The sequence below is a fragment of the Pigmentibacter sp. JX0631 genome (genome assembly GCF_029873255.1).
Lineage (GTDB): Bacteria > Bdellovibrionota_B > Oligoflexia > Silvanigrellales > Silvanigrellaceae > Silvanigrella.
This window is the reverse complement of the sequence record NZ_CP123622.1, coordinates 2,903,305-2,918,754: the sequence shown is the minus strand read 5'-3', so window position 1 is coordinate 2,918,754 and position 15,450 is coordinate 2,903,305. Positions and strand designations below refer to the sequence as shown.

12 protein-coding genes are annotated in these 15,450 nt (G+C 32.3%); 9 read left to right on the top strand and 3 right to left on the bottom strand.

Annotated features, from left to right (window positions below; translation table 11 throughout):
• The first annotated feature begins 84 nt into the window (after positions 1-84).
• From QEJ31_RS12640 to oppF, 8 genes are all read left to right on the top strand, one after another.
• The gene (locus tag QEJ31_RS12640; protein ID WP_280590629.1) at positions 85-1,959 is read left to right on the top strand and encodes a bifunctional homocysteine S-methyltransferase/methylenetetrahydrofolate reductase; all 1,875 of its coding nucleotides are present in this window, start codon (positions 85-87) and stop codon (positions 1,957-1,959) included.
• A 27-nt stretch (positions 1,960-1,986) separates the two neighbouring features.
• Positions 1,987-2,277, top strand: a complete 291-nt coding sequence (locus tag QEJ31_RS12635) for a 2Fe-2S iron-sulfur cluster-binding protein (protein ID WP_280590628.1) — start codon at positions 1,987-1,989, stop codon at positions 2,275-2,277.
• A 1-nt stretch (position 2,278) separates the two neighbouring features.
• Positions 2,279-5,791, top strand: a complete 3,513-nt coding sequence (metH, locus tag QEJ31_RS12630) for a methionine synthase (protein ID WP_280590627.1) — start codon at positions 2,279-2,281, stop codon at positions 5,789-5,791.
• Positions 5,792-6,177: 386 nt separating this feature from the next.
• The gene (locus QEJ31_RS12625) at positions 6,178-7,833 is read left to right on the top strand and encodes a peptide ABC transporter substrate-binding protein (protein WP_280590625.1); all 1,656 of its coding nucleotides are present in this window, start codon (positions 6,178-6,180) and stop codon (positions 7,831-7,833) included.
• Between the two features lie 89 nt (positions 7,834-7,922).
• Positions 7,923-8,843 carry an oligopeptide ABC transporter permease OppB gene (oppB, locus tag QEJ31_RS12620; protein ID WP_280590624.1) on the top strand — a complete coding sequence of 307 codons (921 nt, stop codon included), beginning with the start codon at positions 7,923-7,925 and terminating at the stop codon, positions 8,841-8,843.
• A 41-nt stretch (positions 8,844-8,884) separates the two neighbouring features.
• Positions 8,885-9,784 (top strand): oligopeptide ABC transporter permease OppC, encoded by a 900-nt coding sequence (gene oppC, locus QEJ31_RS12615; protein ID WP_348524561.1) that lies wholly within the window; start codon positions 8,885-8,887, stop codon positions 9,782-9,784.
• A 15-nt stretch (positions 9,785-9,799) separates the two neighbouring features.
• A complete protein-coding gene (locus tag QEJ31_RS12610; protein ID WP_280590621.1) occupies positions 9,800-10,765 on the top strand; it encodes an oligopeptide/dipeptide ABC transporter ATP-binding protein in 966 nt (321 codons plus the stop codon).
• The gene (gene oppF / locus QEJ31_RS12605; RefSeq protein ID WP_280590619.1) at positions 10,762-11,739 is read left to right on the top strand and encodes a murein tripeptide/oligopeptide ABC transporter ATP binding protein OppF; all 978 of its coding nucleotides are present in this window, start codon (positions 10,762-10,764) and stop codon (positions 11,737-11,739) included. Before QEJ31_RS12610 ends, oppF begins: the two co-directional genes overlap by 4 nt.
• A 49-nt stretch (positions 11,740-11,788) precedes the next feature.
• Here oppF and QEJ31_RS12600 read toward each other — a convergent pair whose 3' ends face one another.
• Genes QEJ31_RS12600 through surE form a run of 3 tightly spaced genes read right to left on the bottom strand, consistent with a single transcriptional unit; the run spans position 11,789 to position 14,450 of the window.
• Positions 11,789-12,595, bottom strand: coding sequence for an SDR family NAD(P)-dependent oxidoreductase (locus tag QEJ31_RS12600; RefSeq protein WP_280590617.1), 807 nt, complete (start codon positions 12,593-12,595; stop codon positions 11,789-11,791).
• A gap of 5 nt (positions 12,596-12,600) precedes the next feature.
• Complete coding sequence (locus tag QEJ31_RS12595) at positions 12,601-13,680, bottom strand: KamA family radical SAM protein (protein ID WP_280590616.1); 1,080 nt, start codon at positions 13,678-13,680, stop codon at positions 12,601-12,603.
• Positions 13,677-14,450, bottom strand: coding sequence for a 5'/3'-nucleotidase SurE (gene surE, locus QEJ31_RS12590; protein WP_280590614.1), 774 nt, complete (start codon positions 14,448-14,450; stop codon positions 13,677-13,679). The genes QEJ31_RS12595 and surE overlap by 4 nt, the downstream gene beginning before the upstream one ends.
• A 1-nt stretch (position 14,451) precedes the next feature.
• On the opposite strand from surE, the gene QEJ31_RS12585 reads away from it, so the two are divergent.
• Entirely contained in the window at positions 14,452-15,450 is a 999-nt protein-coding gene (locus tag QEJ31_RS12585; protein ID WP_280590613.1) for a M28 family peptidase, read from the top strand.

Sequence of the window (15,450 nt, the reverse complement as noted above, 5' to 3'; positions counted from 1 at the left end):
ACCTAAACTCTTTTGTTCTCTCGCCAATTGGCTGTGTTGTGTGGTTTCCACTGTGAGACAAAATTTTCTGGAGTGGGTCAAAATATGCCTAATTCTTTTTCTGCTAATTCTAAGCAAAAATGTATACGTTCGTTTCGTTCCTGTTTACAAAAAGGTGAATGTATTTTACTTGGAGGTTCAACCGGTACTCTTCTGTATGAAAAAGGAATTTTTATAAATAAATCCTTTGAAGAAGTAAATCTTTCTCAACCTGAACTTGTTTATCAAATTCACTCAGAATTTATTAATGCAGGCGCACAAATTATAAGTACTAATACTTGGGGTGCTAATCACTATAAATTAAAATCTTTTGGACTGGAAAAAAAAGTTGAAGATATAAATTTAAAAGGAGCAGAAATTGCTCGCAAAGCAGCTACAACAAACTGTTGGGTTGCTGGCAGTATTGGACCACTTGGAGTAAGAATTGAACCCTGGGGACCAACATCGCTTGAAGAAGCAAAAAATACTTTCAAAGAACAAGCTCATGCCTTAATAAACGGATCTGTTGACTTATTTATTCTTGAAGGTTTTCCAGACTTATCTGAAATTCATCAAGCAATACTAGCAATAAAAGAAATAGGTGATTTTCCTATTATTGCAATGATGAGTGTGAATGAAGATGGAAATAGTTTGTTTGGGACAGAACCTACTTGGTTCACCCAAAAATTAGATGAATGGGGGGCTGACGTTGTAGGAATAGATGGCGGAAATGGCCCTGCTCCCATGTTAGAAATATTAAAAAAACTAAAGCAGTCAACAGATAAACCAATTATTCTTTATCCCAATGCAGGCCAACCACGCATGGTTGATGGAAGACTTATCTATATGGCAAGCCCTGAATATATGGGTGAATTTGCTCGTCAAGCCTTACTAAGAGGCGCGAGACTTCTCGGAGGCAGTAGTGGAACGTCCCCTGCACATACAAAAATAATGTCAGGAGCTATTCGCCAAGCAAAAGCTTTTGACTTAACGGAACAAACAAAAAATATCGAAACAAAAGAAGAAAATAAAATTCATGTACATATCACAAATGTACCTAGAGTTTTACAAAGTAATTGGGCGCAAAAAATAATTGATGGAAAATTTGTTACTAGTATTGAACTTCTTCCACCTAAAGGATTAGAAATAGAAAAAATCCTTGAACGCGCAAAAATATGTAAAGAAAATAACATAGACGCGATAAATATACCAGATGGTCCTAGAGCTTCAGCAAGAATGAGTTCTTTAGCCACAGCATGTATTATTGAACGCGAAATTGGTATTGAAACCGTATTACACTACGCCTGTAGAGATAGAAATTTATTAGGTATTCAAAGTGACTTATTAGGTGCTGCAGGATTAGGAATTAAAAATATTCTATGCATAACTGGAGATCCTCCTAAAATGGGGCCTTATCCAAATGCAACAGCGGTATTTGATATAGATGCTATTGGATTAGTAAATATGGTAACAAGATTAAACTCTGGACTTGATTTAGGTGGTTCCAGTATTGGCAGACCAACTTGCATGAGTGTTGGTGTCGGTGCAAACCCCGTTGCTTCTGATATAGAAAAAGAAAAATCTCGTTTTAAATATAAAGTTGAAGCTGGTGCCGAGTGGGCGATTACTCAACCAGTTTTTGATTCTGTTTCATTATTCAAATTTTTAGAATTTTCTTCAAAATTTAAAGTACCAATTATTGCTGGAATATGGCCATTGAAAAGTCTACGTAATGCTGAATTTATGGCAAATGAAGTCCCTGGAGTTTATGTACCAAATACGATTTTAGATCGTATGCGAAAATGTAAGACTTCAGACGAACAAATGAACGAAGGGATAGCAATTGCTAAAGAACTTATTGATGAAATTAAATCTTCTGTACAAGGTTTGCAAATAAGTGCTCCTTTAGGAAATGTTGAGTTTGCTCTGCGTTTACTTTAAATATTTCTCATAAATTAGGAAAATATTATGTCAAAACCAATCATATATTTTGTATTGGAAGATATGGAAGTAGAAGCCCCTCAAGGCACTTCTTTTCAAGAAATAGTTGATTCCTGTGGAGCTGATGTTACTTTTGGCTGCAGAACTGGAACTTGTGGAACATGCAGAATTAAAATTGAAAAAGGCATTGAGAATATCTCCGCAATGGAAAGAGAAGAAAAAGATTTTCTTGAATCCATATCAGCAAATAAAGATGAACGGCTAGGATGTCAAATAAAAATAAAAGGTAATTGCTCAATCAATTATATAGGTTTATGAAATGAAAAAAAAAATTTCTGAATTAATTAAAGAGAAAGTATTAGTTCTTGATGGAGCTATGGGCACTCAGATTTTTAATTTTAATCCAACTATTGAGGATTATGGTGGATTAGAATACGATGGTTGTGTAGAATTATTAAATGAAAGAAGAACGAAGTGGATTCAAGAGATCCATCATAATTATTTTATAAATGGTTCTGATGCAGTAGAAACAAACACATTCGGTTGCAATGAAATTGTTTTAAGTGAATTTAATTTAGCCCATCGAACAGAAGAATTAAATATTATAGCTGCAAAGTTAGCCAGATATGTAGCTAATAGTTTTAATGAAAATAAATATGTCATTGGAAGTGTAGGACCTGGAACAAAACTTATTTCTCTTTTGCAAATTGATTATCATACATTATATCAAAGTTACAAAAAACAAATGGTAGGATTAATTAAAGGTGGAGTAGATGCAATATTAATCGAAACTTCTCAAGATATTAATCAAGTAAAAATTGCAATCAGAGCAGCAAAATCTGCTATGAAGGAGCTTAATAAAAAGGTTCCTATATGGTCTCAGGTAACAATTGAAACTTCTGGCACTATGTTAGTTGGCAGTGATATTCAAACAGCTTTAACTTCAATTGAAACACTAGAAATAGATGTTTTAGGAATGAATTGTGCTACTGGTCCAGATGAAATGCGGCAGCATATAGCTTATTTAGCCGAAGCTTCGCCATTTGCGTTAAGTGTTCTTCCCAATGCAGGCCTTCCACAAAATGTGGGAGGAAAAACAGTTTATCCTCTTGGACCGAAAGATTTTGCCAATAAAGTAAATTTAATGGCAAAAGATTTTTCCTTAAATATTATTGGTGGCTGTTGTGGTACTACGCCTGAGCATATCAAGGAACTTGCAAACCTTGCTGGTACACTTAATCCAGGAATACGTAAAGGAAAATACGAAAAAAGTGTAAGTAGTTTATATAATAGTGTTCCTTTAAATCTTGAGCCAAAACCATTATATGTTGGCGAAAGAACAAATGCAAATGGTTCTAAAAAATTCAAAGAACTTCTGGCTGTGAATGATTATGATGGTCTTGTCCAAATAGCAAAGAGTCAATTAAAAGAAGGCGCACATATTTTGGATGTATGTGTTGCTTATGTTTCACGTAACGAAACTGAAGACATGGAGAAGTTACTTAAAAAAATAGTAACACAAGTAAATATTCCCATAATGATAGATTCTACTGAATTACCAGTTATAGAAAAAGCCTTACAAATTGCACCCGGAAAATGTATCATTAACTCTATAAATTTTGAAGATGGTGAAGAAAAAGCAAGGGAAATTTTAAAATATTGCAAAGAATATGGCGCTGCTGTTGTTGCTCTTACAATAGATGAAGAAGGAATGGCAAAAACTACTGAAAAAAAGGTTGCAATAGCTAAAAGAATTTATAATTTAGTAGTTGATGAATTTCATATCCACCCAGGAGATCTTATTTTTGATCCTCTAACTTTCACTCTAGGAAGTGGTGATGAAGAATTTAGAAAATCAGCTATTGCCACTCTTGATGGAATTAAATTAATTAAAGAAACTTTACCAGGTGTGAAAACAATTCTTGGACTATCAAATGTAAGTTTTGGCTTAACTCCATATACAAGGCAAATATTAAATTCATTAATGCTTTATCATGCTGTAAAAAATGGGCTAGATTTAGCAATACTAAATGCTTCAAAAATAATCCCTGTTGCAAAAATAGAATCTGATGTCAGAAATATTTTTGAAGATCTTCTTTTCGATAGACGAGCAGAAAATTATGATCCTTTAAAAGTAATATTACAAAAATTTTCTGATTTAAAAAAAGATTCATCTACAGAACAAATAAAACGTAACACTTTGTCAATAGAAGAAAAATTAAAACTTGATATTATTGATGGAGAAAAACAGCTCATTATTGAAGACTGCAAAGAAGCTTTAAAAAAATACCCTCCTCTTACGATAATTAATGAAATTTTACTTTCAGGAATGAAAACTGTTGGAGAACGTTTTGGTGCTGGCGAAATGCAATTACCTTTTGTTCTTGAAAGTGCTGAAGCTATGAAAGCTGCTGTTAGCGTTATTGAACCTTATATGGAGAAAAAAACAGGTTACAGTAAAGGTAAAATGATCATTGCTACAGTAAAAGGTGATGTTCACGATATTGGTAAAAATTTAGTCGATGTTATTCTTTCAAATAATGGATTTGAAATTTTAAACTTAGGAATAAAACAACCTATCGAATCTATCTTAGAAAAATATAAAAACTCAGGTGCTAATGCAATTGGGATGAGTGGATTATTAGTTAAATCTACAGCTATTATGAAAGAAAATTTGGAATATATGACAGTCCATGGCCACACTATTCCAGTGATTCTTGGTGGTGCTGCATTGACTAGAGAATTTGTAGAAAAAGATTGCCAGGCAGTTTACAAAGGACAAGTATTTTATGCCTTTGATGCTTTTGAAAGCTTAAAAATAATGGAAAAATTATCCGAAATTTCTGGAGAGCTTACTTTAGAACAAGCAAACGCCATTAGAAAATATGCTCGCGGACATGATAATTCTACTCCTTCAGAACCAGAAGAACAAAAAATTAAAATTATAAGAAAAGGCTCTCCTTCCATTCAACTTGATGAAAATGGCCAAAGTCCCTGGATAAGAAAAAACGAAGTTATACCAATTCCGCCTTTTTGGGGAACAAAAGTAATAGAAGAAAGTATAGATAATTTATTTAATTTTATTGATGAATTTGCATTAATACGCAGTCGCTGGGGGTTTTCTCAAGGTAACAAAAATGATACGGAATTTAATTTACTTTTACAAGAAAAAGCATATCCTTTATACCATAAATGGAAGAATAAAGTTATTGAAGAAAAAGTCTTCCAACCAAAAGCCATTTACGGATATTTTCCAGTATGTTCTTTTCAAAATAAATTATTTGTTTATGACCCAAGTGAAAAAAATAAAATTCATCCATCTGATAAAAATAAAATTATTGCGGAATTTGAATTTCCACGCCAAAATTCTGGAAAATTATTGTGTATTTCTGATATGTTTAGAAATATAAAAAATGCTGAATTCGATACCTTAGGAATACAAATAGTGACTTTAGGTGAAGAATTTTCTAATCAAACAAAAAAACTATATGATTCTGGTAACGTAACTGATTATTACTACATGCATGGAATTGGAACAGAACTAACTGAAGCATTTGCTGAATTAATACATAAAAAAATTAGAACAGATTTAGGAATAGTTGGAAAAGATGCGAAAAATATGCGCCAACTTTTTAGTCAAGGTTACCAAGGTTCTCGATATTCTTTTGGTTATCCTGCTTGCCCAAGTATGGAGGGAAATGCAACTTTACTTAATTTATTAGATGCCAGCAGAATTGGTGTTTTTATATCAGAAGCATATCAAATGCATCCTGAGCTGACAACTAGTGCATTAGTGAGTTGGCATCCCCAAGCAAGATATTTTTCGACTTAGTCTAAATACTTTTTAATAATTAGTTTTTTATTAAATTTAAATTAAATTTACAAATTTTAATTTAAATTTAATAAATTTTATTTTTTCTCCAAAATATTGATGAAATTTTAACTTAATATCTTTTTAATAATTAAATTTAATAATTGCATTTAAATATAATAAATTCCAAGAACTAGAAAAAGTTAACTTTATGTCATTATAATGAAAAGAATTAAATTAAAGTATTTATCTTAATTAAGAACAAATTAAAAATGATTTAATAATAGAGATAACAAGCAATTTCAAACTAATTTTATATTTTTAATTGACACAAGATATAATTTCGGCTAAATAGTCAATAGTTAAATATTTATTTTCATCTCTACTTTTTCCTTGCTGGAGATCCTATGCTGTTGAAAAAAACGCCAAAATTTTCTGCTATTCTTTTTTCTTCACTATTTGCATGTACATCATTTATTCCTAATACCTTTGCTGCAGAAGTGCCTACTGGTGTTAAACTTTCAACTAAGCAAATTATAAATGTTGGGATAGGAGCTGAAGTTCCCTCGTTAGATCCACAAAAGGCTCAAGATACAGTTAGCGCACGCGTTTTATACGACCTATTTGAAGGCTTGCTGGTAGAAAATGAAAAAGGTGAAATTAATCCCGGAATCGCGAACAGGTGGGAAATAAGTAAAGATGGTTTAACTTATACGTTCCAAATTCGCCCTGACGCTAAGTTTTCAGACGGTTCACTAATCACAGCGGAAGATGCTGTTTTTTCCATCCGGCGTCTAGTAGATCCTAAATTAGCTGCCACATATGCTGAATTAGTCCTGATGATTAAAAATGCCCCTGAAATAACAACTGGTAAAAAGAAGCCAGAAGAATTAGGGGTCAAAGCCTTAGATAAAAGTACTGTGCAATTTACTTTAAATAAACCATGTCCCTATTTTTTAAAGATCGTAGCCTTCCAAAATTTAGCCATTGTCCAAAAAGCTAATGTAGAAAAATTTGGAGATAAGTTTAGTCAACCAGGTAATTTAGTTTCTTCCGGGGCATATAAGCTAAAATATTGGAAAATTGGTGATAAAATAACAACTGAACGCAATAAAATGTATTGGAATAATGCAAAAACTGTAATTGAAAGTGCAAATTACTACCCTATCGCCGATGTAAATACAGAACTGCAAATGTACCAAACTGGTCAATTAGATATTACCTATGATATTCCATCAGACAAATTTAAAGATCTAAAAAAATCACTTGGAAAACAATTAAAAGCCAATCCTTTTTTATCAACCTATTATGTATCTTTAAATACAAATGTAGAACCTTTTAAAAATAATGTTAAGTTAAGACAGGCTTTATCTATGGCAATAGACAGAAAAGTTCTGACTGAAAAAGTAACAGGTAGAGGCGAACTTCCTTCATACGATATAGTTCCATTTGGCATGGCATCTTATAAACAACAAGCTTATTCTTGGGAAAAAATGCCCGCTTCTCAAAGAATTGCTGAAGCTCAACGTCTTTATAAAGAATCCGGTTATTCTAAAGAAAGACCTTTAGTATTGACTTATACCTACAACACAAATGCATTACATAAAAAGGTTGCAATAGCTTTAGCCGCTATGTGGGAACAAAATCTTGGTGTTAAAATGAATTTAGTAAACCAAGAATGGAAAGTATTTCTCACAGAAAGAAATGAAGGCCGTTTTATTACAGCAAGAGATGGATGGAATGCTGATTATAATGATCCTAGTACATATTTGGATCTCTTTGTTTCACATAATCCACAAAATAATCCAAAATATAAAAATCCTAAATACGACGAACTTATACAAAAAGCTTCATTAGAAGTTAATCCAACAAAAAGATCAGAAACTTTGCAACAAGCATCTGCATTAATGCTAAATGATTACCCAATTATCTCCTTATACACTTATGTAACCACACACCTTGTCAAAAATCATGTTGGAGGTTATAGTGGAGAAAATCCTTTGGATCATATGTATACTAAGAACTTCTACATAGTTGATAGTTCCAATTCTGCAATACGTTAAGAAGAAAAAGTTATTCTTTACTGATTTATTTTAATTGAAAGATTTTAAGGTAATAAAATTTAATTTACTTATTTTGAGGCATAGTTAATATGATTTCATATACTATAAAAAGATTTTTAGGGGCATGGCCTACGCTAATTATACTTATTACCTTATCTTTTTTTCTTATGCGAATTGCTCCAGGTGGTCCTTTTTCTGGAGAAAAAGTACTGAGCCCAGCTGTGCAAGCAAATTTGAACGCTAAATATCATTTAGATGATCCTATATTTATTCAATATCTAGACTATTTATGGTCACTAGCGAAAGGTGATTTTGGACCTTCATTTAAATATCCAGATTGGACTGTTAATCAACTTATTAATCAAGGATTTCCTGTCTCACTATGGCTGGGCGCTTGGGCTATGTTAATTGCTGTTATTATAGGTGTACTTGTTGGCTCTTTTGCAGCGTTTAAGCAAAATACTTTTGTTGACTATTTAGCAACAGGAATGTCAATGACAGGAATTTCAATTCCAAGTTTTGTAACAGCACCAATGTTTACTTTATTATTCGCAGTATTTTTAGGTTGGTTACCCGCCGGTGGTTGGAATGATGGCTCTTTCCAAAATATGATTCTTCCTGTTACTTCTCTTGCTTTACCACAAATAGCAATTATTAGTCGAATAATGCGAGGAAGCATGATTGAAGTTCTAAAAAGTAATTATATCCGTACAGCAAAAGCAAAGGGAATTCCAACCAGAATTATTTTATTTCGCCATGCTTTAAGACCTGCATTACTTCCCGTTATATCATATTTAGGTCCAGCTACAGCTGGGATCATTACCGGTTCTGTAGTTGTAGAACAAATTTTTAGCTTACCTGGACTAGGAAGTTACCTTGTTAAAGGTGCATTAAATCGTGATTACACTTTAGTGTTAGGCTCTGTAATTTTAGTAGGAGCTCTCATAATTGCATTTAATTTTATTGTTGATGTTTTATATGCTGTGATTGATCCAAAAATAAAATACTGAAGAGGCTTAACATTATGACTTCAATACAGAATGTAACAAATATGAGTAAAAAGGCTATCATTCTTGAAAAAATTGCGCTGAAAAAAGAAATTAAAGGAAGAAGTCTTTGGAAAGATGCTTTTCGAAGATTAACTTTAAATAAAGCAGCAGTTGTTAGTATTGGAATCCTTTTTATCATAACCTTATTGGTCATTTTTGCTCCATATTTTTCCCACTATGAAATGCAAGATACTGATTGGAATTCAATTGGTCTTTCACCCGATTTTAGCAGTAAACATTTTTTTGGTACTGATGATTTAGGAAGAGATGTCTTTTCTAGAACACTATATGGTGGGAGAATGTCTCTTTTAATTGGCATCATTTCAAGTGTTGTAAGTGTAGTTATAGGTATAGCTTATGGCGCTACAGCTGGTTTTTTAGGTGGAAAAATTGATGGTTTTATGATGAGAATTGTCGATATTATTTATTCTCTTCCTTTTATGTTTTTTGTTATTTTATTAATGACTTTTTTTGGCAGAAACATATTTCTTATTTTCATTGCAATTGGAGCAGTAAATTGGCTTGACATGGCGCGAATTGTTAGAGGACAAACTCTTTCTTTAAAAGGAAAAGAATTTATAGAAGCAGCACATGCAAGCGGTGTAAGTTCAGCGATAATAATTTTACGCCATATCGTTCCAAATGTGCTTGGAATAGTAATTGTATATGTTACTTTAACTATCCCGCAAGTTATTCTTACAGAATCATTTTTAAGCTTTCTTGGTCTTGGAGTTCAAGAACCTGCTACCAGTTGGGGAGTTTTAATAAATGATGGTGCACAAAATGTAACAGTGGCTTGGTGGAGATTGGTTTTCCCCGCAGCCTTTTTAGTAATTACATTATTTTGCTTTAATTTTATTGGTGACGGACTCAGAGATGCTCTTGATCCTAAAGACCGTTAAAAAAGGAATTCTCCTATGACTTTATTAAGTGTTAACGATCTCAATATCTCTTTTTCCACTCATGATGGCATGGTAAAAGCTGTAAATGGAATTAGTTTTTCTTTAAATTCAAGTGAAGCATTAGGAATAGTAGGCGAATCTGGTTCGGGAAAAAGTCAACTTGTCCTAGGAATTATGGGATTACTAGCTCAAAATGGTAAAACTGTTGGGAGCGTAAAATTTAATAACAATGAATTAATTGGTTTAAATCAACAACAACTAAACAAGATCAGAGGCGATAAAATATCGATGATCTTTCAAGATCCTATGACTTCTTTAAATCCTTATTTAAAAATTTCTACCCAAATGACAGAAGTCTTAATGTTTCATAAGAATATGTCTCAACAAGAAGCAAAACAAGAATCGATAAAAATGTTAGATTTAGTAAAAATTCCTGATGCGAAAAATAGAATAGACATGTATCCTCATGAATTTTCTGGAGGAATGCGTCAACGGGTTATGATCGCAATGAGTCTTCTCTGTAAACCGGACTTGTTGATTGCTGATGAACCAACTACTGCATTAGATGTTACAGTTCAAGCGCAAATAGTCGCTCTCTTAAGAGATCTTAAAAAAGATTTAGGAACAGCAATAATAATCATTACTCACGATTTAGGAGTTGTTGCAGGTATTTGCGACAATGTGATGGTCATGTATGCAGGAAGAACCATGGAATATGGGTCAGTTGAGCATATTTTTTATCAACCGCAGCATCCCTATACACAAGGACTTTTAAAATCTATTCCTAAATTAAACGACGAAACTTATGGAGATCTACCTACAATTCCAGGTAATCCTCCAAGCTTATTAAACTTACCGACGGGATGTGCTTTTCATGAACGTTGTCAGTATGCTACTGAAAAATGCTTCACAACACCTCCTCCTTTAGTTGCAATTAATCAGAAAACGAAAAAGGCTTGTTATAAGGAATTCTTAACATGAATCAAAAAATTCTTTCAGTTGAAAACCTAAAAGTATATTTTCCTGTCCAAAAAAAAGGTTCATGGTTTAAAAAAGTTACTTTAAAAGCTGTCGATGGTGTTAGTTTTGATTTGCACGCAGGCGAAACACTTGGTGTAGTTGGTGAATCTGGGTGTGGCAAGTCTACTTTAGCAAGGGCTATAATGCGTTTACTACCAGCAACTGAAGGTAAAGTTACTTTATTAGAAAAAAATTTACTTGATCTTGATAAAAATGAAATGCGTGAAGCTAGAAAAGATATTCAAATGATTTTTCAAGATCCTTTGGCTTCTTTAAATCCAAGAATGACAGCTGGACAAATCATTGCTGAACCTTTAAAAACTTTTTTCCCAAAAATGTCTAATATAGAAGTGAAAGAAAAAGTAACTAGTTTGATGGATCTTGTTGGTCTAATTCCAGAACATATCAATCGTTATCCACATGAGTTTTCCGGCGGACAATGCCAAAGAATAGGAATTGCAAGAGCCTTAATACTAAATCCTAAAATAATAGTTTGTGATGAACCTGTCAGTGCACTAGATGTCTCTATCCAAGCGCAAATTGTTAATTTATTAAAAAAATTACAACGCGAATTAGGATTAACTTTGGTGTTTATTGCACACGATCTTAGTGTAGTTAAACATATCAGTGATAGAATAATGGTTATGTATTTAGGTAAACCTGTTGAAATTGGAACTAGGGAACAAATTTATAAATCTCCTCAACATCCTTATACAAAAGCGTTACTATCATCTGTACCTATTCCTGATCCTGAACTAGAAAAAAGCAAAGTCATTCAAATTTTACAAGGTGACTTGCCATCTCCTATTTATCCACCAAGTGGATGTCGATTTAGAACACGTTGTCCACTAGCAGAAAGCAAATGTGCGAGCACTATTCCTGAATTAAAAGAAGTTAAAACTGGGGCGAAAGCGAGTTGTTTATTATTAAATTAATAATCATTTAAAATACTGAACTATAGTAATTTTAAATGATTAATGTATTTTATTTATTTTTACTAGTTTTTAAAGAAACAGGTGCTTGTACTGTAGGGAAAACCAATACTTCATCAATATTAACATGAATAGGTTCTTTCGCAGTTTTCACAATTATTCTTGCTATATCTTTTGCTTCTAAACATTCAACGTGCGCATATACATTGTCAGCAGTAGATTTATCACCCTTAAATCTAACCAAACTAAAATCAGTTCGAACCATTCCTGGCGAAATTAAAGTAACTCTAACATTTTTTTCGTGTAATTCTTGGCGTAAAGCTTCAGAAAATGATTTTACAGCTGCTTTTGTAGCACAATAAACAGCACCACCAGGGTAACTAAAATGCCCTGCAACACTTCCAATATTTATGATATGCCCATGCCCTTTTTTTACCATATTTTTTGCTACTACGGAAGATAATTTAAATAAAGCAGTAATATTTGTACTAACCATAGTTTCAATATCTTCTTCACTACTATTTTCAACTAAATCCCTAGTTAGAGCTAATCCAGCATTATTAATAAATAGATCACAATTAAAAACATTTTCATTTGTTAATTTTTCTAGAAGTTTTTTTTCTTGTAAATCTATTTGAATATTTTTTATCGAAACTTTAGGAAACTGTTCATTTAATTCTTTTTTTAAGAATTCTAATTTATCTAACCTTCTGGCTATAAGAATTAAATTCATACCTTCCCGAGCAAGCCAACAGGCAGTTGCCTGACCAATTCCAGAGCTTGCTCCTGTTATCACTGCTGTTTTACCATTCAAACTGATTTCTTCACTATTTTTAAATACTTCCTGTAACAATTGCATTTAAATTAAACCTCCGCTGGATACTGGATCACTATTTTAGATCCATCAATGGGACTAATAAACTGCCAACAATTATTTTCCAATTCTTTCACCGAAGAACTTTGTAAAGATATTTTTCCTTTTCCACCAGGAATATCTAAAATAAATTCTGGAATACATATACCAGAAATTAAACCTCTTAAACTATTATACAAATTTATAGCTTTTCTTAGCGGAACACGAAAATGTTCTGTTCCTTTAGCCAAATCTAAGTAATGTAAGTAATAGGGTTTAATTCCATTTTCAGTGGCTATTTTTAATAGTTTTATTAATTTTTCTTGATCATCATTAATATCTTTTAATAGAACAGATTGCATTAATAAAGAAAATCCTTCTGCACGCAATCTTTTTATAGCATAAATTGCCTCAACGTTAAACTCATGATGCGAATTTATATGAATTACAAAAACGATTTGTTTCTGAATACTTTTTAATATTTTTATCAAACTATCATTAATTCTTGCTGGTAAAACAGAAGGAATTCTTGTATGAAATCTAACTATTTTTACGTGACTAATTTTATCTAAATCTTCTAAAACATTTTTTAATTTTTGATCCGTTAAAGTGAGAGGATCTCCGCCTGTTAAAATAACTTCCCAAATATCTTTATTATTTTTTATATATTCAATAGCTTCATGATATTGTTCAGTTGTTAAGTTAAAAGCAGAATCAGAAACCTTATAACGTCGGAAACAAAAACGACAATAGGAAGCGCACATATATGTTAGCTTTAGAAGGACTCTATCAGGATATCTATGAGTAATTCCTGAGACAGGTGTCCAACGTTCATCTCCAATAGGATCTTCAAGTTCTTCAGGTAGAAAATTGAGTTCTTGGGCAGAAGGGACAAATTGTTTTTTTATTTCAGAAATATTTTTATCTATAGCATCTAAAAAAACATTTGGAACTCTAATGTCAAAATTTTCTTTAGCTAATTCTATTTTTTCAACTTCATTTATTGCAATAAATTTTTTTTGCAGAAGCTGTTCTGCAGTAATAATACCTTTAGCTAATTCTTTTGCCCAATTTTTTTCAATAGATTTCATATTTTTAAAGAACCAACGATTTTTTCTAATTTTTTATTACTAACAGTGCTACTTTGTTTTGCTCGAACGAAACTTAAAGTAACATTTCCGGTTGAAATTAACGATACATCTTGCGACATATCTTGAGGTTCATAGCGAGAAAGACCACCAATTAAATAGATACCCATATTCTTTTTCGACTGAACTGATAATTCTTCAATGTGAGGTACATATAATGATTCCCCACCGCAATCGGCGATTGAGATATTAGCAGGTTTTTGCGGGACATTTATATTTAAGACTTCTAATCTTGGCCAGTCTAAAAACTTTGCATTTTCAATGACTTGACCTACTATTTTCGCAGCTTGAAGAAATAATGTTTCTTGTTGTTCACCCTTTATTCCTTCAATATCTGCTGAAACAGCGATTGCTTTATATCCCATTAGCGCGGCTTCTGTGGCCGCACCGACAGTTCCACTATAGTTTACGTCTATTCCAACGTTTAGCCCATGGTTAATTCCTGAGACGACAAAATCAGGAGGATTCTCCCGAATCAATTTGCTTAAAGCTAATGCGACACAATCGGCAGGTGTTCCATCAACAGCAAATTCATTGATGGAAACTTCCGTTATTTTAACTGGTTGATAAAATGTCATAGCATGAGACTGAGCACTACGTTCGCCATTAGGAGCAACTACTGTTATTTTGTGACCTAAAGAATTTAAATATTTTGCTAATATTTGAATTCCTTTTGCTTTATAGCCATCATCATTACAAAGGAGTAAATGCATAGTGAAACGTCCTTCTTATCCATGGTTTAAGAACTTGATCTGGCTTTTTGCTTGTCTTCAAGCAATGGCAGCACACTCTATTTCATTTCAAAATTCGGAGCATTTATCAATAGAAAATCTAAAGAAATTCATGGATTGGTTTACTAATTCCCCCCATCCGATGGGTAGCAAAGAGCAAGTTAAAATCGCTCAAGATTTGCAAGAAACGTTAAAAAAAATGCATTTAAAAGTTCGAGAAATGAAATTCGAAGTCGAGGTTCCAAATCTTGATTCCACAAAATTTGGCGGAAAAGTTGCAATGGCAGGGCTAACAAAAAAAGTAACAGGAATAAATGTTGTTGCCACTAAAAAAGGATCAGAAAATTGCAGTATTATTTTAGGTGGTCACTATGATACAAAATATTTTTCTCAATTTAAATTTGTTGGAGCAAATGATGGGGGATCATCTACAGTTCTCCTTCTAGAATTAGCGAGAGTTCTACAAAAAACAAAAGGAAAAAAAGAAACATATATTCATAAATGTGATATACATTTTGTTTTTTTAGATGGCGAAGAAGCTTTTTTAAATGAATGGAATGATGGATTAAATTACTTGGGAATTCAAGATAATACTTATGGATCTAAAGATTTTGTTAAAACGCAAATTAAAGACAAAAATGGAACTAAATTATTTGATAATAAAAAAATAGAACTTGTCATTATTTTAGATATGATTGGTCATAAAAACCAAAAATTATACTTTACAAAAGGTTCTAATGCAAAACAAGCTGAGATATTTATTCAACATGCAAAAGATATAGACATATCGAATTTTCCATACCAAATTGAAGATGATCACATTCCCTTTGCACAAGAAGGAATTCCATTTCTGCATATTATTGACTGGAAAAATCTTGATGAATGGCATACAAGTAATGATACAAAAAATATTATTTCTTTTGAAAAAATAAAGAATTTAGGAAATTCAATTAAGTTTTTCTTAATCTCAGAAAGGAAATAA